This window comes from Streptomyces sp. NPDC020362, from assembly GCF_040642095.1.
Lineage (GTDB): Bacteria > Actinomycetota > Actinomycetes > Streptomycetales > Streptomycetaceae > Streptomyces.
Genome location: NZ_JBFAET010000134.1, coordinates 1 through 25,191 on the forward strand (window position 1 = coordinate 1; position 25,191 = coordinate 25,191).

A 25,191-nucleotide genomic window follows, 5' to 3' on the forward strand; every position below is an offset into this window, starting at 1 on the left:
TCGTCCTGATGCCGCTGTCGACGAGACGGCCCTGGGCGTCGAGCGCGCCCGGACCGTCGGTCATCCCGAAGTCGTTGTCGTTGATGAGGGCGAGCCACCACAACGCGGCACACCGGCGACCACACCGCTTTCGGCAGGGCTCAGTGCTCTCGCGGGGCGGGGACCACTCGTTCCACCTCAGGGTGGACGGTGAGCAGTTGGCGCATGGCCGCCTCCGCCGCCGTACCGTCGCCGGTTCCGAGCGCGTCGACGATCCGCGCGTGGAGTGCGAGGGAGCCCTCGTTCGGCCGGTCACAGCCGGTGACCGGGCCGCCGGAGACCTGGAGTGCGGCCGAGACGATCCCGGACAGGTGCTCGAGCATGCGGTTGCCCGCGATCTGGATGAGCAGGGCGTGGAACTCGGTGTCGGCGCGCGAGAAGGTCAGCGCGTCGCCCTGGGCCATGGCATGGCTCATGATCTCGACCATGTCGGAGAGACGCTGCTGCACCTCCTCGCGTCCGTGCCCGGCGGCGAGACGGGCGGCGAGTGGCTCGATCGTCCAGCGCAGCTCGCTCAGCTCGCGGCGCTGGTCGTCGCGCTGCGGCCCGAAGGCCCGCCACTCGATGATGTCCGGATCCAGGAGGTTCCAGTCACTGACGGGGCGCACGCGGGTGCCGACGTTCGGGCGGGCACTGACGAGGCCCTTGGCCTCCAGGACACGGAGGGACTCACGGACGACGGTGCGGGAGACCTCGAAGCGCTGGCCGATCTCCTCCGGCACCAGCGGGCGGTCCGCCCCCAGGTCCCCGGAAACGATCATCTGACCCAGCTGCTGGACGAGTTGGCCGTGCAGTCCGCGGCCGCGGGTTCCCGCGGCACGCCGGCCCACCCGGCCCAGCTCCGGGTCCGCTCCCTCCCAGGCGGGCGCTCCGACGCGGTCGGCCACCGGGGCCTCCGCGTAGGGGTAGCGGTCGAGTTCGCCCGGGCCGGTCAGACCTGAGTCTGCGGAGCGGGCGGCGGTCATCATGGTGTGCGCAAGGGTACTCACGGATCCTTTGTCGGCGTCGCCTCCAACTCCCTTGAGGTCTTTGGTGAAAAGCACACGAAAGGGTGATCGCTCACCGCATCGCAATTGACGCCTTATCGGAAAGAAACGGGCTTTCTCCGGGGAGTTGTGCGCACAGCGGGTCCGGATGCGTGCGGACAGCCTTCATCGAGCCCTGGTACGCAGCGTGGTAAGCACATACGCGCACAGCAGCGCGGCGAGCGACAATGTCATCGCACCCCCGACGGGTTGAGCGACGACCCGGGCGACGCCTAGCAGATAGCGCTCCCCGCCGAAGGGCCACTGCAGGAGGAACAGCTCCCGCATCCGCAGGGACAGACCGGCAGCAATCGGCACGGCCTGCCCCTGCAGCACTTGGTGCACGACGGGGACGACGACCACGGGTACGGCGAGGACGGCGGCGAGACCCGCCGTCGTGGACCGGAAGACGCCGGCCGCCAGGACCCCGGCCCAGGCGCAGCTGATCACCAGCCCGAACCAACTCACGCTCAGCGAGAGCCAGTCCGAGGGAACCTGGGTGAGCTCCCGTCCGTAGACGAGGTAGAGCATCTCGGCGTCGCAGCCCACGGTGAGGAAGGCCAGCGTCACAGCCGTGGCCCCGGAGACCAGGAGCTTGGCGGTGAGCAGCCCCAGCCGGCGGGGCACGGTGCCGCGGTCCGCCGCCAGCGCGGGGTGGCGGAACTCGTCCCCGAAGGCCAGCGCCCCGAGCAGCCCCGCCCCGAGTGCCGCTGGCGGCAGCGGCAGCCCCCGCGGCCACGCCGCGAACAGTCGCGCCTGCGGGGTGTGGCCGATCCGCGCCAGGACCACGGCGGTGAGCGCGGACAGCACCAGCACGGCCCCACAGGTGAGAAAGCCGACGCCGATCCCGGTGGCACGCCGCAGTTCGTAGCGCAGTGGACGGAGGGGACTGTGGGCGGGGCGGACGGAGATGGGAGGGGGGAGGGGGGACAGGTCGTCGAGGGCATGCGCCGCTTCGGGACGCGAGGGCTGCCCGGCCTGAGGTTGACGGCTGCCGGCATTCCGGGCATCCGGAATCCGTGCACCGGGGACGGTCGCGCCGACCGCCCGGGCGCCTACGGCGGTGCGCGTCGCACCGGATTGCGGCTCGGGATCGGCGCCGGCTCCCGAGGGACCGGTTCCCGGTGCGGCTGCAGCGGGCCGCCAGCCGGTGGCGATCACGGGCAGATCATCGAGGGAAGCACCGCCGTCACCGTCCGCTGCGTCCGTGAGGGAGGCGGTGTCTGCGGATGTGTCTGCGAGGGAGACGGTGTCTGCGGACGAGCGGTCGGTTTCGCGGGCGATGTCGGAGGCGGTGTCGGAGGCGGTGTCGGCTTGCGACTCTCCGGCGACGGGCATGCCGTCGGCGGTCTCCGCGCCGTCCGGCACAGACTGGTGGCCATGGGTTTGACCGAGCGACGACCGTTCCCCGCCGAGGTCCTGCTCCGGCTCCCGCACTGAGGCGCCTGACACCGCGCACCCCTGCTCCTCGTCCGCGTCGCGGGGCGCCCCCTGCCCGGAGTCCGAGTCACACTCCCCCGACAGGGAACCGGGTGCGCTCCGTGACCACTCACCCGGCACGGAGTCCGGTGCGCCCCGCTCCTGTCCGGTCGTCACCACCTCACCGGCCGTCCCCGTCTCGCCCCCGGATTCCGCGTCCGCACCCGGCCCCATGTCCCCCACCTCATCGGCGAGTTGGTGAACGAGGATGCCGTGGCGGAACGCGGTCTCGCCGATGTCGGCGGTCGTACTGCCGTACACGGACAGACGGTTACCGCCCTCCCGCACGACCTCGACGGAGCGCTGGGCGGTACGCGCCTCCTTGGCGAGCAGGGCCGCGAGGCGGGCGGCGTGGGGGCTGCGGACGGCCACACGCGGACGCAGCCGGGTGCGCGCGAACTCGTCGGCCTCCTGGTCGGCCACGAGCCTGCCGTCGTCGAGGGTGACGACCCGGTCGGACGTGCGGGCGGCCTCCTTGGAGTCGGCCGTCGTGAACAGCACCGTGCCGCCCTGGGCGGCGTGTGCCCGCATCATGCCGTGCAGCCAGCGCGCTTCGCGGGCCGAGAGGCCGCCGGTGGGCTCGTCCAGCACAAGCGTGTGCGGGTCGGGCAACAGCGCACAGGCCAGTCCTAGCCTGCGGTCCATGCCGCGCGCGAGAGTGCCGAGGCGTTCCTCGCGGAGACTGACGAGGCCGACCACTTCGAGGACCTCGTCGGCACGCCGGGCGGAAACGCCCGCTGCCGCGCACAGCATGCGCAGGTGACCGCGGACCGAGCGCGCCGGATGACCGGGTACGTCACCGAGGACCACGCCGACCTCCCGCGACGGATGCGGGATGCCGTGCAGGGGCCGACCTCTGAAGTGGGTGATGCCGCGCCCCTGCTGGAGTTCGAGCATCAGTCTGAGCGCAGTCGTCTTGCCCGCGCCCGCGGCACCGAGGAGCGCGGTGACACGGCCGGCACGCGCTTCGAAGGAGACGTCGCAGACGGCGGGCGGGTGCGCCTTGCGGGCGGTGCTGGTCAGTCCGAAGGCCTGGATCACCTGCAGCAAGATAGCGTGCAATGTCCGGTTTTTCCGGTATAACCCGACCTGCTGTGCGGTGGCGTCCGAGCCACGAGGGCTCATGTCCGCCATTCGACGGATCGAGCCCCGGCTCACGCGCCCGATTCCGGCAGACCGACGCCGCGGGCGTCGAATCGCTCAGACCTCGGGACGGAGCATCGGAGGGTTGAGCAGGGTGGCGCCGCCGGCCCGGAAGAGCTGGGCCGGCCGGCCTCCCTGCCGGGTGGTCGTGCCGCCCGTCGGAACGAGGAACCCCGGGGTTCCCGTGACCTTGCGGTGGAAGTTGCGCGGGTCCAGGGCCACACCCCACACCGCCTCGTAGACCCGGCGCAGCTCGCCGACGGTGAACTCGGGCGGGCAGAACGCGGTGGCCAGCGACGAGTACTCGATCTTGGAGCGCGCCCGCTCGACACCGTCGGCGAGGATCTGGGCGTGGTCGAAGGCCAGGGGTGCCACAGGCTCGCCGTCGCGGCCGTATCCACCCTGCTGGAGCAGTTCCTCGACCGGCGCCCACCGCGCGTTGCTGGCGTCACCACCTGCCCGGGGCGCGGGCAGGTCCGGGGCGAGAGCGAGGTGGGCGACGCTGACCACACGCATCCGCGGGTCCCGCTTCGGGTCGCCGTAGGTGGCGAGCTGTTCCAGGTGGGCGCCGTTGTCCTGGGCGGGAACCGAAGGATCGTGGGCGCGCAGCCCGGTCTCCTCGGCCAGCTCACGCGCTGCCGCCTGGGACAGGTCCTCGTCGGCCCGAACGAATCCGCCGGGCAGCGCCCAGCGCCCCTGGAACGGCGGCTCGCCCCTGCGTACCGCCAGCGCACACAGGGCATGGCGGCGCACGGTCAGCACGACCAGGTCCACGGTGACGGCGAAAGGCGGAAAGGCTGACGGGTCGTAGGGCATGCCGCGATCATAGTCGTCTGCCTGACGATAAACACTCCCTTCGTCATCCACATCGACGGCGGATCCGCTTCGTTCCGGTATGGGCGCACGGTCGGCGCGCGTTCCCGGTCCGAGTGGCGTTGTACGAGGTCACACCCCCAATTGCAGGCCGTCCGCCGCGTCCTCGACCATGGCGAGGCCCAGTCTGCTGACCCGCACGGCGAAAGGAGCGCCCACCACGCGCAACCCGGTGAGGGTGATCTCGCCGATGGGCGCGCTCCGAACCGGGCGCAGGGTGACGGTGCGGGCGGGGGCGTCCGGGCGGATGCCCGCGAGCGCGGTCAGGACCAGGATCGCGGAGGCCGCGGCGGTCGCCGCCGGGCGACAGGCCGCCGGGTGCGGGAGGGGAGCGCTCCCGGCGCAGCGCTGCTCCCCGGCGTACATCTCCGGCAGCCGGTGATCGAAGTGCTCTGCCGCGTCCAGGAGCCCTCTCAGCAGGCTGGTCGCCTCCTTCTCGTAGCCGGCGGCGGCCAGTCCTGCGACGGCGAGCGCGGTTTCCTGGACCCGGACGGCTCCACTCCGGTGGCCGAACGGATTGTGGCCGACCCCCTTGGCGCCGAGTCCGCGCAGCCCCCAGCCCGTGTCCATCGCCGGACCGCCGAGCAGCCGGGCGAGGTGCTCGGTCTGCACCTTGTCGAGCAGACCTGGAGCGAGCCTGCCCCCGTCGATCAGCCCGGTGTCGAGGAGGTGCACGGCGGTGGAACCGAGGTGCGCAAGAGGGCGCCCGTCCGGTGCCAGGGCTGCGGCCGGGCGTCCGCCGCCCCGGTCCTCGACCCAGAAGTCCTGCCGGAACGCGTTTCGCGCGTCCTGGGCCCACTGCCGTAATTCGGCTCCCCCCGGCCTGTCGTATGCGTCGAGGAGATCGGCGCCGAGGACGGCAGCCCGGTGGGCGTGGGCCTGTGTCTCGCAGCGGACCGGGCCCGCCGGCTGAGGGTCGGCAAGGTAGGTGCCGTCGCCTGCCGTGTTCCGCAGCCAGGTCAGACAGCGCTCGGCCGTGGGCAGCAGTTCCTGAGTCTCCTGTTCGGGCAGCCCCCAGCGGCGGGCCTCGGCGAGCAGGACGGGGAAGAGCAGCGTGGCCTCCGTCCCCGTGCATGCGGCCGGGAGGAAGGCGCCGGCGTCGCGTCTCGGCCCGGGGATGAGGCCGGCCCGTGGCCCCGGGCCCGCAAGCTGGGTGCGGGCGAGGGTGCGCAACGTGCCCGCGGCGAGCCGGGTACCGAGAGACAGCGTCATCCGGGCCGCGGCCAGCGCCTCGGCCGGTGCCATTCCGCAGCGCCAGGGTGCACCCGCCGCGAGGTAGGTGTCGGAGGGGTGCGCGGGGTCGCGCAGCAGCAAAGCCTGCAGGTCATCGACCGCGGCCCGCAGCAGGGTCGCCACCCGGGGGTCGTCGCCTGCCGCCCGTGCGGGCGCGAAGGGGCTGTTCACGGCCTGGCGCACGGCGCGCGGCTGTACTCCGCCCGGCCCGTCAGGGCGTACCCGGAGTTCCACGTCCGCCGTTCCGCCCGGAGGCAGTTCCAGTTCCCAGCGGAGCAGTCCGGCGGAGGCCAGTGCGTCGGCGGGCGGCGGGTGCGCGGTGACACAGGCACCGCCGCCGGCCGAGGCCCAGCGCAGGCCCGCATCGTGGACGCTGGCCGGGAGTTCCGGGCCCGTCGATCCGGAGGCGATGGCGCCGAGGTCGGCAAAGTCCGTGCCCAGGGCGACCTCGACCGGGAGGCGCAGGGGACGCAGAGTGGCGTTGAGCAGCGTGATGCGCTCGGTCCCGTCCGCGTTCCGGATGCGCTCGACGACGACGTCGGGATCCGGGCCCGCCGCCGGGGAGACACGCAGCGTCCCGACGAAACGGGCCCGGTCGGCCCCGGTCATCCTGGCCTGCACCACGAGCGGCTCGCGCCCGGCCACCCTGACCTGGCATCGCGAGAGCAGACGCCTGCCGCCTCGGTAGAAGCCTTCCAGTCCCCGGCCGGCGAGTTGTGCCTGTGGGCCGGAGATGGCGAGTCCTGGGAGGGCGACACAGATCAGGGTGCCGTGTGTGGGCGGCAGGTCGGGAGCTGCACGGGGCGGTGACTGCGGTGAGCGCCCGGAGGCGGCGGGAGGCGGCGCGGTGGCCCTGCGACGGTGCCCGCTGGTGAGCGGGGCCGGGGCGTGCGACGGTCCCTGGGCGGCCGGTACCTTCGGGGGCGTACCCGGGACACGGATCGTCTCGGCCGCGCTGATGCCGATTCTCGCCTGAGGGAAGGGCTCGCGCCTGCCCGGGAGGGGGCGGTTGTCGTCGGCGGCGGAGGGCCGGGTCTGCTGCTGATGCATGGAGTGGCTTCTCCTGCGCTCGATATGCCTCGGACGGGCTGGGCGCGGAGAGGGGCGCCCTGCGGGACATGGGTCGGACAGCGGAACCACCCGTCCGGACGCTCCGCCACTCAGGTGAACGGAGATGGACTCGCCGGGGTCACGCTTCACATCGCAGAGGCCGACCGGACGGCCACATGGCGGACGGGGGCGCCCGGCCAATGGGGCGCTCGCGGGTTCGAACCGCCACCGGACGGGCGGCATCGTCGCGCGGCGCGGGCGACACACTCGACACGGGCGGCGGACTCGGCACAAGGAGCCCAGGCATCGGAAGCGGCTCGGCAGACCAAGGGGATGGACGGGGCCGGGAGTCGCGCCTTCCCCACGAAAGCACCGCAGACGCTTGAGACTCATCTTGAAGCGGCTCATCGCACGTCGACGCACCCCGCCCTCCCTCGGCCTCTCCTGCCCCGACGGGGCGCGGTCCCTCGCCGCGCTGCCGAGCAGTGTCCCGGCCTGGCGCCGGCCGGCGCTTTCCCGCTCGGCGCTCATCCGCCTCCCTCCGTCTCCAGGTGACCGCTCCCCGCCGAGGCGCCGCGGCCCGCGCCGTCCTCCGAACGTGCATGCGTGCCATCCGGCCTCGTGCTGCCCGGATGCGAAGGTCCAGCAGCAGGCGTTCGAGGGTGGGAGCCGGCCGGGCGCCGCCGTCCCGCCGCCCCTCGTGGCGGTCGAGGACTGCTGTCGGTGCGCGACGCGGACCGCGTCCGGCGGCGCCGACGGGAGCCGGACCCCGGGGTCGGCTCGTGACTGCGACCGTCCGCTCGACCGGACGCGCCAGGTTCTGCCACGTCGGTTCCCGACGGTGCCTCCGATGGAGCGTCCGAAGCTCCTTCGGCGGCCCGTCCCGCCTCCTCCGCGCTCACAGACTGCGTCCGCCCCTCGCGGTCCGCGCGCAGACAACGGCGGATCGATTCGGGGTCGAGCCCTTCGTTGCAGGCCTGATGCAACAGGCGTGCGAACAAGTACTCGGGGTCCGCGCCGAGCGCCATGGCGAGGGCCTCCCGGGCCTCCAGTTCGTCGCCGCTCGACCAGGCGACCCAGCCCGCCAGGGTCAGCGGGGCGGCAGCGTGCTCGCCGTAGGGCCCGACGCAGCGGCGTGCCAGCGCGCGCCAGAGCCGCAGGGCCGGAGCGGCCTCGTCACCCTCCATCCACGCGGCCGCCCGGTCACGCGTGGTCCGGTCCTGGAGCCCGAGGATCAGGGTCGCCGCCTCGTCGTCCGCGAGCAGCTCGTCGTCGCGCACGTCGGCCGTGTACGTGCCGGAGACCGATGGAGCCGCGGCGAGCCTTCGGATGATCCGCTCGGCGAGTTCGAGGGTCTCGTCTGCCACACGCACGCGGGCCGTGTCGTCCAGAATGCGGGGCACCAGGGACATGCCGGCCGCGTCCAGCGCGATCTCTTGTTCCAGGGCCGCGCCGGTCTCCCAGGGCTGCAGCCTCGAACGCAACTCGCGCAGTGTGCCGCGCACCTGGATGCCCGCGTAGGTGGCCGCGGCGGCCAGCACCGAGGTGCCGGGCAGTCCCATCGGCGTTCCGTCCCCGGGGCAACATCCCTCGACCGGGCAGCAGTACGACCAGAAGCGGCCGTCCGAGATGCACAGGGCCTCGATCACCGGCACGTCGAGCGTGCCGCACTCGGTGCGCAACAGGTGGGCGAGCGGCTGGAGGCGGAGCATGACGTCCCGCCCCGTCTCACCACGGCCAGGTTCCTGGCAGAGGTAGGCGACCATCCGCCCAGGCCGGGTGCCACGCCGCTCACTCCCGGTCACCAGCCCCTGGACCAGCTGGCGTGCGGCCGCCGCCCAGTCGTCCTCGGCAGCGGGGATGCCCAGCCGGGCCCGGCCGCCGAACCTGCCGGGGCCTCCGCGGTCATGCAGGGCGACCAGCACGATGCTGTCCTCGGGTCGGTATCCGAGCAGATAGGGAAGGGCGTCGGCCAGCTCGGCCGGGCTGCGCAGGGTGACCTGGGTGTCGTGTGCGGACCGCTCGTTCCATGGCTCTTGCCCTGCGATGTCGCCGTTTTCGAAGGGTCCGGTCGTTTCGCTGTGGTTCGTCATGCGCCGACGATCTCGCGGATCTCGGGATTCCGCTTGAGCTTGTGGATAAGTCCGATCAGGGGCACGACAAGGCAGGTCCGTAACTCGGTCCTTGTCCACAGCGGAACCGTTGCGGCAGCCCGCTCGCGCCCGGCTGTCAGTTCCGTCCTGTTGTATGGACGCATGGAGCACACGAGCAACGCGGACCTCCGGGTACAGGCCGACACCGTCCTCGCCCGGCTCGTCGGGGACACCACGGGCGCGGCCCGGCTGCGCGAGGACCAGTGGCGGGCGATCGAGGCGCTGGTCGCCGAACGGCGCCGGGCTCTGGTCGTGCAGCGCACCGGGTGGGGCAAGTCCGCGGTGTACTTCGTGGCGACCTCGCTGCTGCGGGCCAGAGGCAGCGGACCCACGGTGATCGTCTCGCCGTTGCTCGCGCTCATGCGCAACCAGGTGGAGGCCGCGGCCCGCGCCGGCATCCACGCCCGGACCATCAACTCCTCCAACACGGAGGAGTGGGAGGCCGTCCAGAGCGAGATCGCGGCTGGGGAGGTCGACGTGCTGCTCGTCAGCCCGGAGCGCCTGAACAACCCCGATTTCCGTGACCAGGTCCTGCCCAAGCTCTCCGCGGCGACCGGTCTGCTCGTCGTGGACGAGGCCCACTGCATCTCCGACTGGGGCCACGACTTCCGCCCGGACTACCGACGGCTGCGCACCATGCTCGGTGACCTCCCGCCCGGTGTCCCCGTACTGGCCACCACCGCCACGGCCAACGCGCGCGTGACCGCCGACGTCGCGGAACAACTCGGCACCGGCGGCGCCTCGGACGCCCTGGTCCTGCGCGGGCCGCTGGACCGGGAGAGTCTCAGTCTCGGCGTGCTGCGGCTCCCGGACGCCGCACACCGGATGGCGTGGCTCGCCGACCACCTCGACGACCTGCCGGGCTCCGGCATCGTCTACACGCTCACCGTGGCCGCCGCCGAGGAGGTGACCGCGTTTCTGCGGCAGCGCGGTCACGCCGTCGCCTCGTACACGGGCAGGACGGAGAACGCCGACCGCCAGCAGGCCGAGGACGATCTGCTCGCCAACCGGGTCAAGGCGCTGATCGCCACCTCCGCGCTGGGCATGGGCTTCGACAAGCCGGACCTCGGTTTCGTCGTGCACCTCGGTTCGCCCTCGTCCCCCATCGCCTACTACCAGCAGGTCGGCCGCGCCGGCCGTGGCGTCGAGCACGCCGAAGTGCTCCTGCTGCCGGGCAAGGAGGACGAGGCGATCTGGGAGTACTTCGCGTCGCTCGCCTTTCCCTCCGAGGACCTCGTGCGCCGCACCCTCGACGTCCTCGCCCGGGCGGACCGGCCGCTCTCGCTGCCGGCTCTTGAGCCCCTGGTGGAGCTGCGCCGCTCCCGGCTGGAGACGATGCTGAAGGTCCTCGACGTGGACGGAGCCGTGCAGCGCGTCAAGGGCGGCTGGATCGCGACCGGACAGCCGTGGTCGTACGACGCCGAGCGGTACGCGTGGGTGGCCCGCCAGCGCACGGCCGAGCAACAGGCGATGCGCGCGTACGCGGCCACCGCGGACTGCCGGATGGAATTCCTCCAGCGGCAGCTGGACGACGAGGCCGCCAAGGCCTGCGGCCGCTGCGACAACTGCGCGGGGCCGCGCTTCACGCCCGGCACGTCCACGGCGGCCCTGGACGCGGCGCGTGTCGACCTGGGCCGTGCCGGGGTCGAGGTGGAGCCCCGCCGCATGTGGCCGACCGGCCTCCCGGCGATCGGCATCGACCTCAAGGGACGCATTCCGGCCGGTGAACAGGCTTCTGCCGGACGGGCTTTGGGCCGGCTCTCGGACATCGGATGGGGCAATCGGCTGCGCCCCCTGTTCGCCACCCAGGCGGCGGATGCGCGCGTGCCGGACGACGTGGCGGGGGCCGTTGTGGACGTGCTGGCCGACTGGGCCCGTGGTCCCGGTGGCTGGGCCTCCGGCGCGGCCGGTGCCCTGCCCCGGCCCGTGGGTGTGGTCACCGTCGCCTCGCGCAGCAGGCCGACGCTGATCCACTCCTTGGGAGTCCACATCGCCGAGGTCGGCCGGCTGCCCCTGCTCGGCTCCGTGGAGTACTACGGTGACGCCCAGCGGCTGTCGCGCAGCAACAGCGCCCAGCGTCTCAAGGCGCTCGACGGGGCGTTGACGGTGCCGCCCGCCCTCGCCGCCGCGCTCGCCGAGGCCCGCGGTCCGGTCCTGCTGGTGGACGATTTCACGGAGACCGGCTGGACCCTCGCGGTCGCCGCGCGCCTGCTGAGAAAGGCCGGGGCCGGTGAGGTACTGCCTCTGGTGCTGGCCGTTCAGGGCTGACGCGCGGCGGCCGGTGGTGCGTCGGCACTGGTCACGGCGCACGAACGTGCCGTGGTCGAACGCCCCAGGGGTCATCGGTGGCCCTTGGGGGTAGGGATATAAGCCACGCACCAGCAGATAACAGTCGGTGGCCCCAATTGCTCGTTGCCGCATCCAAGTTCGACAGGAAGAATTGAGGTCCGCTCCCCGCACGGCTCGTCCGTGATCCGGTTGGGCTTTGCTGCGGTGCGCGCTCCCCCGAATCCGACCTCGCCCGCAGTGTGGGCGCGTAGCCGAAGGGAGGAACGTGACCTTCGGATTCGCCTCGTCCTCGGCGGCATCGGTGTCGACGTCCGCTTCCGCCAGTCGCCTGCTCGAGCCCGCGGAGTGGGCAGCCGCCGGAATCCCCCTGCTGCGCAACCCTCGTGAGGTCGTCAGCGGGCTGCACGCCCGCCATCGTCCCAAGCCGTCCGTGGCGGTCGTGGCCGTCCTCGATCCCGACGAACGGCTGTGTGCCAGTGCGTCGTTCGTCCGACGTCCCGCGCCGGCCGACGGCTGGATGTTCCGCAACGCGCTGCTCGCCCAGCTGCGCCGGGTCATTCCGCACGATCTGCGCCGCCGTACCCCGGTGCGTACGGCCGTACTGCTCTACTGCCGCGACGGCGACGCACGCTGGACCGAGGAGGACGGCGCCTGGATGTGGGGGCTGCGGGACGCGTGCACACTGCACGGCCTGCGCTGCGGGGCGTACATCACGCTGACCGGGGACGGCTGGCAGGTGCTCGGCGAGGGACGCGGCGGGCGCCACCCGAGCGCCCACTCGGAGCCGGAGTCCTTCGCCATGTCGGAAGCCCCGCCGCTGACGCCCCGCACCGGCGGCCCGGTCTCCGAGGTCCTGCGCCGCGCGGCCGCCCGCTGAAGACCGCGGCTCGGGGTTCGGCTCCCGCGCCCGAGCAGCGCAGCCTGAGCGATGCCCCTGTGAACCGTCGGGAGAGCGGGTACGGGAAGCCGCACAGGCTGTCACAGACTGCTCCCACCGGTCGGCGCCCATGCGTCACGCGGCAGTGGTGGGGCTCGTACCGGTGCAGAGCGGCCGGTACGCCACCGAGGCGTCAGGACAGCTGCCCAATCCGGCGCTCACGCCCGAAGCGTGCCGTTCACAGGCGCACGCCCGCGACGCCCACTTTGGCCCCGGGCGGCATCCGCCGCTCTGCCATGCGGGCGTCCCGCAACGGGAACGGCCACTGCCGGCCATCCAGGCATGCCGAAGGCGGCTCCGTGCGGATGCCGTCGAATCGGCTCCGTCGGCACCCCGATGCGGCGGGGTGCCGGACGTGACTCAGACGCCCGCGCCCAGCACCGAGTTGATCTGCTGCGGGTCACCGCAGACGATCAGCAGCGCACCGGCCCGGGAGTGGGCCAGCGGGAGGGCGGTGGCGGCAGCGGTGGCGGGGCCGCCGTTGACAGCCACGACGACCACGGGCCGGGAGGCGGCACGGGAGGCGACGGCGGCGTCCGCATAGAAGACGTCGTCGCCGGTGTCGTGCTGCGCCCAGTACGAGGACTCGCCGAAGGACAGCTCGTGCTCGGCCCACGGATGCTGGGCACCAGTGGTGATCACCAGTACGTCGCCGGGGGCACGGCCCGAGTCCAGCAGCAGGTCCACCGCCTCCTCGGCGGCGTCGAGCGCGCCCTCGGCCGAGGCCGGGACCAGCTGGATCTGGGGAGACGCCGCCGTGGCGGCGGGAGCGGCCGGGCCCGTCGGGCCTGGCTTGGCCGGACTCACGTCACGCGGCGTGCGCTGCACCGGAGGTGTGGGCCGCTGGGGGCCGGGACGACCGGGGCGGGACGGTGCCGCGGGGCGGGGACCGGGTACGGGACGGGGGGTCGGCGCGGTGCGGCCACTGGCCGGAGTGGCGCGGGGACCCTGGGCACTCTCGTGAATCTGAGGCTCCTCGGGAATGAGAGGCATGAGCTGATATTTATCAAACGTTGGTGCGGCGCAGATGACCGGGTGGCACATCAGTGCGATCGGAACCGTCAGAAATCGAAGCCGAGCTGACCCTCGATTTCCGGAACGTTTCCCTCCGCCCAGCTGCGGACCTTCTTGAGGTGCCGCCACTGGGGCAGCCCATCAAGATACGCCCACGACAAACGGTGGTACGGGGTGGGCCCCCGCTCCTCCAGTGCGGCCTTGTGCACGGGGGACGGATACCCGGCGTTGTCCGCAAATCCGAAGTCTGCATGGTCGATACCCAGTTCGGCCATCATTTTGTCGCGCTGAACCTTGGCGATCACCGATGCCGCCGCAACGGCCACGCACGACCGGTCACCCTTGATCACCGTGCGCACCTTCCACGGGGCTCCGAGGTAGTCGTGCTTCCCGTCGAGAATGACGGCGTCGGGACGGACCGGCAAGGCTTCCAGGGCACGGACTGCGGCGAGCCGCAGTGCGGCGGTCATCCCCAGGTCGTCGATCTCCTCGGGGGAAGCATGCCCCAGGGCGTAGGACGTCACCCACGACCGCAGTATCTCGGCCAGTTCCACACGCCGCCTGACGGTCAGCAGCTTGGAGTCGGTCAGACCCTCGGGCGGCCGACGGAGTCCGGTGACCGCCGCGCAGACGGTGACAGGTCCGGCCCATGCACCCCGCCCCACCTCGTCGACACCGGCAATGATCTTCGCTCCGGTTGTGGCGCGCAATGAGCGCTCGACGGTGTGAGTAGGCGGTTCGTACGGCATGGCGCCCTTAGCGTACGCCGCCGGGGACCTCGCGCGACACCCCGGCCCCCGGGGTGGCGCAGCAGTCTTCGACGCCCCGGTTCAGGCCCCGTGCGGCCGCAGCAGCGGAAGCATCAACTGGTCGACCATCTCCTCGAGATCTCGATCATCCCATTCACTTGTGCACATCTTTGAGCGGTACATCATCATCGCCGGAATGGCGTCGAAAACGTAGCCGTTGGCGGCGTCGGACCGCACCTCCCCCCGCTCTGTTCCACGAGTGACGACCTCTCGCAGCAGCGCGATCATCGGCTCCACCACACCCTCGAAGATCACCCCATGAAAGCGTTCCGCCTGCGCTGGATCACATTCGTGAATCACCGATCGCAGGGCGACACCGGGGCGCGAGTACATGGCGTCCCGCGCGCGCCGACACAGGACCAGGAGGTCCTCGCGCACACTCCCGAGGTCGGGCAGCCCTTCCAGGCGGGGCAGCCCGGCCTGGAGCGCATCGGCGACCAGGTCCTCCTTGGAGGGCCAGCGGCGATAGAGCGCGGCCTTGCCGGTCTGGGCACCGGCCGCGACACGCTCCATCGTCAGACCTCTCCAGCCGACCGTACTCAGCTGCTCCAGTGCGGCATCCAGGATCGCGCGCTCGAGCACCGCACCGCGCCGACGAGGGGAGGCCGTCCGATCAGGGGCAGTCGTCCAGCGCGAGGTAACCATCTGTCTTTCTCCAACAAGCAAGGGGAAGCGGGGGTTCCGGGGTGGGATTGCGCCGCGCCACAGCAAAGGGGGACGTGACAGTGGGCGCGGAAGTAAGTGAACGCTTGCGTTCACTGTTGAGGACTCACTACCGTTGGCGCGACAGTGAACGCGAGCGTTCACTAATGCCGTCATGGGGGACCCACAGTGACAACCTCTCAGCTGTTGCAGGAACAGAAACCGGGCGCGGCCGGCCGGGAGGGGCACCCCGGCATCGCACTCACCGTCATCGCGGCCTGCCAACTCATGGTGGTCCTCGACGCGACGATTGTGAACATCGCGCTCCCCCACATTCAAGACGCCCTCAAGTTCAGCACCACAGACCTCACGTGGGTGGTCAGCGCCTACACGCTCGCCTTCGGCGGCCTGCTGCTGCTCGGCGCGCGGGCCGGTGACATTCTCGGCCGCCGCCGTGTCTTCATGACCGGCATTCTGCTGTTCACCTTCGCCTCGCTGCTCGGCGGCCTCGCCCAGGAACCCTGGCAGTTGCTGGCCGCACGCGCCCTGCAGGGCGTGGGCGGCGCGATCGCCTCGCCCACGTCGCTGGCACTGATCACCACCACGTTCCCCGAAGGCCCTGAACGGAACCGGGCGTTCGGCGTGTTCGCCGCCGTCTCCGCGGGCGGCGGCGCCATCGGCCTGCTCGCGGGTGGCATGCTGACCGACTGGCTCGACTGGCGGTGGGTCCTCTTCGTCAACGCACCCATCGGCCTGGTGATCGTCGCCCTCGCACCGCTGTACATCAGCGAGTCCGAGCGGCACCCGGGACGGTTCGACATCGCGGGAGCACTGACTTCGACCACAGGCATGGCGTCGCTGGTCTACGGCTTCATCCGCGCCTCCGAGGAGGGCTGGCGCGACAGCCTCACTCTCGGCTCGTTCGGCGCGGCGGTGGTTCTGCTGGCCGCCTTCGTCCTCATCGAATTGCGGGCGAAGGAGCCGATCACTCCACTCAGGATGTTCGCCCACCGCAATCGCTCGGGCACGTACGTGATCATGCTGAGCCTGGCGGCCGCGATGTTCGGCATGTTCTTCTACATCGTGCTGTTCGTGCAGAACGTGCTCGGCTACAGCGCGATCAAGGCCGGCCTGGCCTTCCTCCCCGTGACGGTGGCGATCGCGGTCGGCGCGGGCCTGTCGCAGCAGTTCCTCCCCAAGCTCGGCCCCAAGCCGTTCATGATGGCCGGCACGGCGCTCGTGGCGATCGGTCTCGCCTGGCAGACCTTCATCCGCCCCGACAGCTCCTACCTCGGCGGAGTGCTGGGCCCCATGCTGGTGTTCGGCTTCGGCATGGGCCTGAACTTCGTGACGGCCACGGTCACAGCGGTTTCCGGTGTCGCCCAGCACGAGGCGGGTGCGGCCTCCGGACTGCTCAACGCCATGCAGCAGGTGGGCGGTTCGCTGGGTCTGTCCATCCTGACCAGCGTCTTCGGCTCTGCCGGCAAGGACGAGGCGAAGAAGCAGCTGCCGAAGTTCCTCGCCGGTGGTTCGCCGGAGCAGAAGGCGCAGTTCGCCAAGACGCACCAGCTGCCGGGGCCCTGGGGTCACGAGGTGCTCGCACACGGCATCTCCGTCGCCTTCGTCCCGGCCGCCGCGATGGCCGGACTCGCCTTCCTCACCGCCTTGCTGGTGATCAAGGTCAGCAAGAGCGACCTCGACGCGCTCGCCGGCGCAGCGGGCCCGGGTATCGGCTGACCCGCCCGCAGCCGCGACGCGAAGCCGCGGCCGGCCGGACCACTGCCGGGGGACGGACAGAAGGTGCAGTGGCCCGGTCGGCCGCACCACGGTCACGAACCCTGTCGTGAGGGCGAGCGAGCCCTGCACGGCCCACGCGGCCGGCGCAACCACTGCGATGGCCATGATCAGCACGGCCGACGCGAACGGCATCGCCCCACACCCCCTGACGTTTCTCGCCTCTGCCCCCACTGCCCGACTCCTGCACTCCAGCGGCTCGTCGCAGTGAGGCGGAACACCGGAACAACGCCCGGCGGTCACGCAGGGTTCCCATCGGACACGGAGAGTTTCCGGAAGCAGCCGGGGTACGGTCGGCGCCGAAGTCACCGGAGCCGGCCACTCCAGCCCCGCCCCGGGAGAAGTGCGCTGCCCGGCCACTTCGTGGAGCCTGCTCTCAGAGGCGCGCGGGTACCCATTCCGGCAGCACCTCGGTGCGCTCCGCCCATTCCGCGGGCGGCGCCCCCGCCTTGCCGGACGCGAGCACGCCGCCCACGATCGCACACGTCGTGTCGACGTCCCCGCCCACCAGGGCCGTCGTCCAGAACGCCGCCTCGAAGTCGGTGAGCGCCCGCGCGGCGGACCAGAGGGCGAACGGGACCGTGTCATGGGCGGACGTACGGCGTCCGCATCCCAGGACGGCCGCGACGGTGGCCGCATCGCCGTAGTCGAGCATGTCCCGGGCTCGGCGCAGACCCGCGCCGACGGCACTCTTCGGAACGAGGGCGACGACGCCGTCGAGGAGCGCTTCGGGACTGGGCGGACCGTCCGGCGCGGCGACCAGAGAGGCGGCCGCGGCAACGGCCATGGCGCCCACCACGGCCTCACGGTGCTGATGCGTGGGGTAGGCCGAGATCTCCGCCTGGTGGGTCGCCTGCTCCGGATCGTCCGCGTACCAGGCGCCCAGGGGAGCGATCCGCATGGCCGCGCCGTTGCCCCAGGAGCCCCGCCCGTTGAAGAGTCCGGCGGCCAGCTCGCGCCAGTCCTGCCCTTCCCGGACGAGGCGCAGCAGCCGGTTGACGGCGGGGCCGTAACCCCGGTCGAAATCGTGGTGCACGGCGAAGGAGCGGGCGAGTGCGTCCTGGTCGACGCGCTGGTGAGCGGCCAGGACGGCCACCACCGAGCAGGCCATCTCCGTGTCGTCCGTCCACTGCCAGGAGCCCGTGGGCAGCTCCCGGCGCTTGAGCAGGGGATAGTTCGCGGGAACGAAGAACTGCGAGCCCAGCGCATCGCCCACCGCAAGTCCGCGCAGGCTGGCCAGGGCACGGTCCAGGCGCCCGGAAGAAGAGGAGTCAGCGGTCATCGCACTGCCACTTTATCCGGTGACCCAGTGCGGCACCGGGTCCCGCCAGCGCTCGAAGGGCCGGTCGAGTGTGTACTTGCCGTCCTCCCCGAGAACGAGCATCCGCACCTCGGCGTTCCCGGGATTCGACAGCGACTCGAATTCCGCCACCGTCCAGTGGAACCAGCGCATGCAGAACAGCCGCATCGCGAGGCCGTGCGTCACCAGGAGCACGTTCGGCGGATGGTCGGGGGCCTCGAAGCTGCGGTAGAGGCTCTCCAGGAAGCCCCCGACCCGGTCGTACACGTCGGCGCCGGACTCCCCCTGCGGGAACCTGAAGAAGAAGTGGCCGTAGGCGTCCCGGTACGTCTTCTGCAGACGCACGTCGTCGCGGTCCTGCCAGTTGCCCCAGTCCTGCTCGCGCAGCCTGGGCTCCTCCCGCACCCGTATGAGATCCGGGTCGAGGTGAAAGGCATGCAGGGTCTCGAGCGTGCGGCGGTACGGGGAGACGTAGACGCTCACGCGTTCCGGGCCGAAGAGCTCCCGAAGCTCCTTGCCGGTCTCCTCGGCCTGCCAGCGGCCACGCTCGGTCAGTCCGAGAGCATGGTCGGGCTCGCGCTCGTACACGGAGTCATCAACATTGCCCGTCGATTCGCCGTGCCGGACAAGGATGATGCGCCGTGGTCGTGCCATGCCAAAACCCTAGATCGAGTGGAGGGCGGACGAGCACTCCTGCGGGCTCCATACGGCGTATGTCACATGAAAACCTGCTCCAGGGCCGCTCCCGGGCCCCTCCGGAGCACGCGAGTCGAGCATTTGGTCTTCAAACTTTCTCGATGTCGCATCACACCGTCCAGGACGGCTCCAGCTCCACGATGTCACCCGAGAGGGCCGCGATGTCCGCCTCCGTCTGGGCGCGCAGGGCGAGGCGTTCCACCCGCTCCGTACGGTACTTGCCGTGCTCGGCCGCCGACCGCCACATCGACAGGATCAGAAACTCCTGCTCCGGCGCCTCGCCGAACATGCCCCGGATCATGCCGGGCGAGCCGGCCATCGCGGGGTTCCAGACCTTCTCCTGCATGAGGGTGAAGTGCTCGACACGGTCCTCGTTCACCCTGCACAGCGCCACGCGGATCAGGTCGCTGTCCGTGAAGCGGGGTTCGAAGCCGGTCTTCACGTCGAAGCGGTACTCGAACAGCTTGACCTGGGGATCCTTGAACGTGCCGCCCTGAGAGGCCGCCAGACGGTCGTGGGAGCGGGCCATGAAGGAGTCGTAGAAGGCACGGCTCTCCCAGAAGGCGAAGATGTGCGCCACGCCGGGCCGCTGCCTGCTCCAGCCCCCGCCCTGTCCCCGAAACCCCGGCTCCCCCAGAAGCCCCGCCCATTTCCGCTGCCCCCGCTCGAAGCCGCGGCGGTCCACCACGGTGCAGCGAATCCACTTGACCAGCACCGCGCCATCGTAAGGCCAGTGGGCGTGGCGCCGGTCACGCTCCGGCGGAGATCACCCGCGCCCACGCCCCCGCGCGCGTGGCACGATGGACAATAAGTGCTGGCTCCAAGGGAGTTGGGGAAGAAGGATCTGCAGGGGGAAGGACAGCCCGGTGACTGGCTTCAACAAGGGAATCCGCAAGGTCGAGGTCGGGCTCAAGTGGGACCCCAGTCCCGCGGGGCAGCCGCCCACCGATCTCGACATCGTCGCCGCGACGTTCGCGTCGGGCGACGCGTACGGGGCTCCGGCCTATCTGGTGCACTTCGACAGCCGTTCGCCGGACGGCACGATCTTCCTGAACCGCGACAGCACGGACGGGCGGGGCTTCGGCTGGGACGAGGTGATGACGCTCGAACTCGACCGGCTCGGCAGCCAGTACGCGCGCGTGGTGGTCGGTGTCGTCATTCAGCAGCTGCCCGGGCACAAGACGTTCGCCGACGTGCTCAATCCGGCCATGCGCATTCGCGAGGGCTACACCGTGCTCGCCGAGGACGACTTCGGCTCGGCCCTCGGAGCCGCGGCGGCCACCATCGCCGAGTTCGTGCGGGACGAGTCCGGCGCATGGAACTTCCGTGCCGGTGTCCACGGCTTCGACGAGGATCCGGCCGCCTTCACGCGGGTCATGGGCAGGGCGCACCAGTCCTGACGCGCGGGGTCCTGCGTCGGACAACGATCACAAGCGGCGCCGGGCACGGCACCGCACCGCACCGCACCGCACCGCACCGCACCGACCGCGCGGATACCCCCGCAGGACGCGAGTGCATCGCACAAAGTAAGGGGCGCCGGCCAATGGCCGGCGCCCCTTACTTCAGGAACCTGGTGTCATCAGCTGCAGCCGCTGGTCGAGCCGCAGCCCTCGCAGATGTAGCAGGAACCGGCCCGCTGCATCTTCGTACCGCAGGAGAAGCACAGCGGGGCGTCGGCCTGGATGCCCAGCTGCATCTCCACCAGCTCGGCGCTGGTGTGCGCCTGCTTCGGGGCGGTCTTGGCCGCCTCGGACTCGACCTTCGGGGCGGCGACGGCCTTCAGGTCCGTCTGGCGCGGCGCCGACTGGGCCAGACCCTCGACGTCGACCTCGTCCTCGGTCGGCTCGTAGGAGCCGGTCTCAAGGTGGCGCTGACGCTCCTCGGCGGAGTGGATGCCGAGGGCGGAGCGGGTCTCGAAGGGCAGGAAGTCCAGCGCCAGGCGGCGGAAGATGTAGTCGACGATCGACTGCGCCATCCGCACGTCCGGGTCGTCCGTCATGCCGGCCGGCTCGAAGCGCATGTTGGTGAACTTCGAGACGTACGTCTCCAGGGGCACGCCGTACTGGAGGCCGACGGAGACGGCGATGGAGAAGGCGTCCATCATGCCCGCGAGGGTGGAGCCCTGCTTGGACATCTTCAGGAAGACCTCACCGAGACCGTCGTCCGGGTAGGAGTTGGCGGTCATGTAGCCCTCGGCGCCGCCGACCGTGAAGGACGTGGTGATCCCCGGGCGGCCCTTGGGGAGGCGCTTGCGGACCGGGCGGTACTCGACGACCTTCTCGACCGTCTCACGGATGACCGCCTCGGTCTTCTCCGTGATCTCGGCCTTCTCCTTCTCCTTCGTCTTGGCGGAGAGCGGCTGGCCGACCTTGCAGTTGTCGCGGTAGATCGCGAGCGCCTTGACGCCCAGCTTCCAGGCCTCGTAGTAGATCTCCTCGACCTCCTCGACGGTCGCCGTCTCCGGCATGTTGACCGTCTTGGAGATGGCGCCGGAGATCCAGGGCTGGATCGCGGCCATCATGCGGACGTGGCCCATCGGCGAGATGGCGCGCTCGCCCATGGCGCAGTCGAACACCTCGTAGTGCTCGCGCTTGAGACCGGGAGCGTCGATCACGTTGCCGTGCTCGGCGATGTGGGCGACGATCGCCTCGATCTGCTCCTCCTGGTAGCCCAGGCGGCGCAGGGCCTGCGGGACGGTGCCGTTGACGATCTGCATGGAGCCGCCGCCGACCAGCTTCTTGAACTTCACCAGCGCGAGGTCGGGCTCGACACCGGTGGTGTCGCAGGACATCGCGAGACCGATGGTGCCGGTCGGGGCGAGGACGGAGGCCTGGGAGTTACGGAAACCGTTCTGCTCGCCGAGACGCAGCACGTCCTGCCATGCCTCGGTGGCGGCGGCCCACACCGGGGAGTCCAGGTCGTCCATCTGGACGGCCGTGCCGTTGGCGTCGGCGTGCTGCTTCATGACGCGCTTGTGGGCCTCGGCGTTGCGGGCGTAGCCGTCGTACGGACCGACGACCGCGGCCAGCTCGGCCGAGCGGCGGTAGGCCGTACCCGTCATCAGGGAGGTGATGGCACCGGCGAGAGTGCGGCCGCCGTCGGAGTCGTACGCGTGGCCGGTGGCCATCAGCAGGGCGCCGAGGTTGGCGTAGCCGATGCCGAGCTGGCGGAACGCGCGCGTGTTCTCACCGATCTTCTGGGTCGGGAAGTCCGCGAAGCAGATCGAGATGTCCATCGCGGTGATGACCAGCTCGACGACCTTCTGGAAGCGCTCGGTCTCGAAGGACTGGCTGCCCTTGCCGTCGTCCTTGAGGAACTTCATCAGGTTCAGCGAGGCGAGGTTGCAGGACGTGTTGTCCAGGTGCATGTACTCGCTGCACGGGTTCGACGCGGTGATCCGGCCGGACTCGGGGCAGGTGTGCCAGTTGTTGATGGTGTCGTCGTACTGGATGCCCGGGTCGGCGCAGGCCCAGGCGGCCTCTGCGATCTTGCGGAAGAGCGCCTTGGCGTCGACCTCCTCGATGACCTCACCCGTCATGCGGGCGCGCAGACCGAACTGCCCGCTCTCCCCGACCGCCTTCATGAACTCGTCGTTCACACGGACCGAGTTGTTGGCGTTCTGGTACTGGACGGAGGTGATGTCGTCCCCGCCCAGGTCCATGTCGAAGCCCGCGTCGCGCAGGACGCGGATCTTCTCCTCCTCCTTGACCTTGGTCTCGATGAAGTCCTCGATGTCGGGGTGGTCGACGTCGAGAACGACCATCTTGGCGGCGCGGCGGGTGGCACCACCCGACTTGATCGTGCCGGCGGAGGCGTCGGCGCCGCGCATGAAGGAGACCGGACCGGAGGCGTTGCCGCCGGAGGAGAGCAGCTCCTTGGAGGAGCGGATGCGGGAGAGGTTCAGGCCTGCGCCGGAGCCGCCCTTGAAGATCATGCCCTCTTCCTTGTACCAGTCGAGGATCGACTCCATGGAGTCGTCGACGGCCAGGATGAAGCAGGCGGAGACCTGCTGGGGCTGCGGGGTGCCGACGTTGAACCAGACGGGGCTGTTGAAGCTGAAGATCTGGTGCAGGAGGGCGTACGCCAGCTCGTGCTCGAAGATCTCGGCGTCGGCGGGCGACGCGAAGTACTTGTAGTCCTCGCCGGCCTTCCGGTACGTCTTCACGATGCGGTCGATCAGCTGCTTGAGGCTGACCTCGCGCTGCGGGGTGCCGACGGCACCGCGGAAGTACTTGCTGGTGACGATGTTGACCGCGTTCACCGACCAGAAGTCGGGGAACTCGACGCCACGCTGCTCGAAGTTGACCGAGCCGTCGCGCCAGTTGGTCATGACGACGTCACGACGCTCCCACGCAACCTCGTCGTACGGGTGTACTCCGGGGGTGGTGTGGATGCGCTCGATACGCAGTCCCTTGGTGGCCTTGGCGCCCTTGGCTCGGGAACCTCGTGCCGGACCGCTCGCCGTCTCTGTCATGCCGCCTCCCTGTACGGGCTAAAACGCCCTGAAGTGCCACGATGTTCCCGTGACACGGTGTTCTGTCGTGTGCTGCGGGCACCCTCAGCTGCCGCCCGCAACAGGTCTTCGGTCGCCGCCGCCCGACCGGAACCCGGGTATCCGTCCGGTTCCCGGCCCGTCGGTCAGTCGGCAGCGCGGGCGGGCACCGGGACCTGTGTGGTCCCTCCGGGCCCGCGATCGTCTTCCTGGCTCCCCGCTCCCGCGTCTTCGTCGTCCGCGGCGGGGCCTCGCGTCGCCTCCCTCAGCTCCGCGATCGCGGCCTCGAAGTCCTCGAGCGAGTCGAACGCCCGGTAGACGGAGGCGAATCGCAGATAGGCGACGAGGTCAAGCTCCTGCAACGGGCCGAGTATGGCCAGACCCACGTCGTGGGTGGTCAGCTCGGCGCTTCCGGTGGCCCGCACCGCCTCCTCGACCCGCTGGCCGAGCTGGGCGAGTGCGTCCTCGGTGACAGGCCGCCCCTGGCATGCCTTGCGCACACCGTTGATGACCTTGGTACGGCTGAACGGCTCAGTGACTCCGGACCGCTTGACCACCATGAGCGAGCACGTCTCCACGGTCGTGAAACGACGGGAGCAGTCGGGGCACTGGCGGCGCCTGCGGATCGACGTGCCGTCGTCGGTCGTACGACTGTCGACCACACGGCTGTCGGGGTGCCTGCAGAAGGGGCAGTGCATGATCTCCAACCCTCCTCACAGCAGACTCAATAGCCTCGCTGGGCCTCACGGGCCCCTCGAAGCAGCCCCAAGCATAGGCGATCGCAGAGGCCCCGAAGACCCGGGGGACCCCTGAAAACACAACTTGTGGGCCGGTGTAGCCATCCAACCACTAGATGTAGGGCTTGGCTCATACACCGAGGCAGACTCGCGTGTCGCTGCGGAAAAAAGAGCCCGGGACGTCTGCGACAGTCCCGCCCGACACGCGACGCACATCCGTATCGCCGCGGCATTTACGGAGATACCGTGGGCGCGGCACGGAGGACGCGTGGGACTCCGGCACAGAAGGGGCCCGGATCCCGGTGGACGGGATTCCGGATGGCAGACTGGGAAGCAACCCACGAGGTGGTCTGCCCCGGCGGTGAAGAGTACAACAATGGACGCTTTTGTCCGCCAGGGGTCATGCGAGCCATACACCCGGACACACGATCACGTCTGGTGAATCGCACTTTTTCACTCGAACGTGTGTTTGGCGCAACCTTTCGAAAGCAACTACCGTTGTCCAGCAGGGAGACCATCGAGAGGGGCCGACGTGACCACCACCGCAGACAGTGCCACCATCACTGCCCAGGACCGCTCCCAGGGCCGAGTCGAGCCGGTACATGCGATGAACGAAGCCACGAATCCCGAGGGGCACAAGCGCTCCCTGCCGGGCCGACCTCCAGGCATCCGGGCTGACAGCTCAGGACTCACCGACCGGCAGCGCCGGGTGATCGAGGTCATCAGGGACTCCGTCCAGCGACGCGGGTACCCGCCGTCGATGCGGGAGATCGGCCAGGCCGTAGGCCTCTCCAGCACCTCCTCGGTTGCTCACCAGCTGATGGCCCTGGAGCGAAAGGGCTTTCTGCGTCGCGACCCGCACCGCCCTCGCGCGTACGAGGTGCGCGGTTCCGACCAGGCCGTGACCGTGCAGCCCACGGACACCGCGGGCAAGCCCGCCGCGTCCTACGTCCCGCTGGTCGGCCGCATCGCGGCCGGTGGCCCGATCCTCGCCGAGGAGTCGGTCGAGGACGTGTTCCCCCTCCCCCGACAGCTCGTCGGTGACGGCGAACTCTTCGTCCTGAAGGTCGTCGGCGACTCCATGATCGAGGCCGCGATCTGTGACGGCGACTGGGTCACCGTCCGCCGCCAGCCCGTCGCCGAGAACGGCGACATCGTGGCGGCCATGCTCGACGGCGAAGCGACCGTCAAGCGCTTCAAGCGCGAGGACGGCCACGTCTGGCTCCTCCCGCACAACGCGGCCTACGAACCGATCCCCGGCGACGACGCGACCATCCTGGGCAAGGTCGTCGCGGTGCTGCGGCGCGTGTGACGGCTGCGGCGGACCGGCCGAACGGCTGTCCCCCTGACCGGGCCCCGGAACCCCTGCGCCGGTTCCGGGGCCCTGTGCTGTGCAGGGCCCGGACCGTACGAAGCGGTCACGGAGCCGGGAAGCCGCAGCGCGGGCAGTCCCAGGTCTCGGGCACCTGTGCGTCGCTGGCGAAGC

At 70.7% G+C, this 25,191-nt stretch carries 19 protein-coding genes; 5 read left to right on the forward strand and 14 right to left on the reverse strand.

The annotated features are described in order from the left end of the window. Positions 1–140: 140 nt before the first annotated feature. The 5 genes from AB0H32_RS33430 to AB0H32_RS33450 all read right to left on the reverse strand — a co-directional run bounded on the left by AB0H32_RS33430 (position 141) and on the right by AB0H32_RS33450 (position 8,935). On the reverse strand, positions 141–1,028 hold the full coding sequence (locus tag AB0H32_RS33430) for a FadR/GntR family transcriptional regulator (protein WP_361128499.1): 888 nt from the start codon (positions 1,026–1,028) through the stop codon (positions 141–143). 162 nt (positions 1,029–1,190) lie between these two features. Beyond that, on the reverse strand, positions 1,191–3,584 hold the full coding sequence (locus AB0H32_RS33435) for an ATP-binding cassette domain-containing protein (RefSeq protein WP_361128501.1): 2,394 nt from the start codon (positions 3,582–3,584) through the stop codon (positions 1,191–1,193). Between the two features lie 159 nt (positions 3,585–3,743). Next, complete coding sequence (locus AB0H32_RS33440; protein WP_067301855.1) at positions 3,744–4,502, reverse strand: NUDIX hydrolase; 759 nt, start codon at positions 4,500–4,502, stop codon at positions 3,744–3,746. A 129-nt stretch (positions 4,503–4,631) separates the two neighbouring features. Then, on the reverse strand, positions 4,632–6,842 hold the full coding sequence (locus AB0H32_RS33445) for a glycogen debranching N-terminal domain-containing protein (RefSeq protein ID WP_361128504.1): 2,211 nt from the start codon (positions 6,840–6,842) through the stop codon (positions 4,632–4,634). A 527-nt stretch (positions 6,843–7,369) separates the two neighbouring features. Continuing rightward, positions 7,370–8,935, reverse strand: coding sequence for a DUF4192 family protein (locus tag AB0H32_RS33450; protein WP_361128507.1), 1,566 nt, complete (start codon positions 8,933–8,935; stop codon positions 7,370–7,372). A 162-nt stretch (positions 8,936–9,097) separates the two neighbouring features. Here AB0H32_RS33450 and AB0H32_RS33455 point away from each other — a divergent pair, with 162 nt between their 5' ends. Both AB0H32_RS33455 and AB0H32_RS33460 read left to right on the forward strand, forming a co-directional pair. Continuing rightward, entirely contained in the window at positions 9,098–11,263 is a 2,166-nt protein-coding gene (locus tag AB0H32_RS33455) for a RecQ family ATP-dependent DNA helicase (protein ID WP_361128510.1), read from the forward strand. Between the two features lie 286 nt (positions 11,264–11,549). Then, positions 11,550–12,161: a hypothetical protein gene (locus AB0H32_RS33460; RefSeq protein WP_361128513.1), complete on the forward strand. Its 612-nt coding sequence runs from the start codon at positions 11,550–11,552 to the stop codon at positions 12,159–12,161. 420 nt (positions 12,162–12,581) lie between these two features. Here the strand turns inward: AB0H32_RS33460 and AB0H32_RS33465 are convergent, their stop codons facing one another. The 3 genes from AB0H32_RS33465 to AB0H32_RS33475 all read right to left on the reverse strand — a co-directional run bounded on the left by AB0H32_RS33465 (position 12,582) and on the right by AB0H32_RS33475 (position 14,689). Continuing rightward, positions 12,582–13,214, reverse strand: a complete 633-nt coding sequence (locus tag AB0H32_RS33465) for a hypothetical protein (RefSeq protein ID WP_361128516.1) — start codon at positions 13,212–13,214, stop codon at positions 12,582–12,584. A 68-nt stretch (positions 13,215–13,282) separates the two neighbouring features. Further along, a complete protein-coding gene (locus tag AB0H32_RS33470) occupies positions 13,283–13,984 on the reverse strand; it encodes a ribonuclease HII (protein ID WP_361128519.1) in 702 nt (233 codons plus the stop codon). 81 nt (positions 13,985–14,065) lie between these two features. Then, positions 14,066–14,689, reverse strand: a complete 624-nt coding sequence (locus tag AB0H32_RS33475; protein WP_361128522.1) for a TetR/AcrR family transcriptional regulator — start codon at positions 14,687–14,689, stop codon at positions 14,066–14,068. A 186-nt stretch (positions 14,690–14,875) separates the two neighbouring features. Between AB0H32_RS33475 and AB0H32_RS33480 the strand changes: the two genes are divergently transcribed. After that, positions 14,876–16,423, forward strand: coding sequence for an MFS transporter (locus AB0H32_RS33480; protein WP_361128525.1), 1,548 nt, complete (start codon positions 14,876–14,878; stop codon positions 16,421–16,423). 433 nt (positions 16,424–16,856) lie between these two features. On the opposite strand, the gene AB0H32_RS33485 is transcribed toward AB0H32_RS33480, so the two are convergent. The 3 genes from AB0H32_RS33485 to AB0H32_RS33495 form a co-directional block, all read right to left on the reverse strand. Next, positions 16,857–17,762, reverse strand: coding sequence for an ADP-ribosylglycohydrolase family protein (locus AB0H32_RS33485; RefSeq protein ID WP_361128528.1), 906 nt, complete (start codon positions 17,760–17,762; stop codon positions 16,857–16,859). A 12-nt stretch (positions 17,763–17,774) separates the two neighbouring features. Next, positions 17,775–18,434 (reverse strand): histidine phosphatase family protein, encoded by a 660-nt coding sequence (locus AB0H32_RS33490; protein ID WP_361128531.1) that lies wholly within the window; start codon positions 18,432–18,434, stop codon positions 17,775–17,777. A gap of 151 nt (positions 18,435–18,585) precedes the next feature. Further along, positions 18,586–19,191: a YdbC family protein gene (locus AB0H32_RS33495; RefSeq protein WP_361128534.1), complete on the reverse strand. Its 606-nt coding sequence runs from the start codon at positions 19,189–19,191 to the stop codon at positions 18,586–18,588. An 85-nt stretch (positions 19,192–19,276) separates the two neighbouring features. Here AB0H32_RS33495 and AB0H32_RS33500 point away from each other — a divergent pair, with 85 nt between their 5' ends. After that, on the forward strand, positions 19,277–19,876 hold the full coding sequence (locus AB0H32_RS33500) for a TerD family protein (RefSeq protein ID WP_361128536.1): 600 nt from the start codon (positions 19,277–19,279) through the stop codon (positions 19,874–19,876). Positions 19,877–20,055: 179 nt separating this feature from the next. On the opposite strand, the gene AB0H32_RS33505 is transcribed toward AB0H32_RS33500, so the two are convergent. After that, positions 20,056–22,950, reverse strand: coding sequence for a vitamin B12-dependent ribonucleotide reductase (locus tag AB0H32_RS33505; protein WP_361128539.1), 2,895 nt, complete (start codon positions 22,948–22,950; stop codon positions 20,056–20,058). A 164-nt stretch (positions 22,951–23,114) separates the two neighbouring features. Further along, complete coding sequence (gene nrdR, locus AB0H32_RS33510) at positions 23,115–23,666, reverse strand: transcriptional regulator NrdR (RefSeq protein ID WP_361128542.1); 552 nt, start codon at positions 23,664–23,666, stop codon at positions 23,115–23,117. A 571-nt stretch (positions 23,667–24,237) separates the two neighbouring features. Between nrdR and lexA the strand changes: the two genes are divergently transcribed. After that, positions 24,238–25,017 carry a transcriptional repressor LexA gene (gene lexA / locus AB0H32_RS33515; protein ID WP_030750750.1) on the forward strand — a complete coding sequence of 260 codons (780 nt, stop codon included), beginning with the start codon at positions 24,238–24,240 and terminating at the stop codon, positions 25,015–25,017. A 106-nt stretch (positions 25,018–25,123) separates the two neighbouring features. Here lexA and AB0H32_RS33520 read toward each other — a convergent pair. Then, a partial coding sequence (locus tag AB0H32_RS33520) for an RNA polymerase-binding protein RbpA (RefSeq protein ID WP_361128545.1) occupies positions 25,124–25,191 on the reverse strand: 68 nt, incomplete at its 5' end.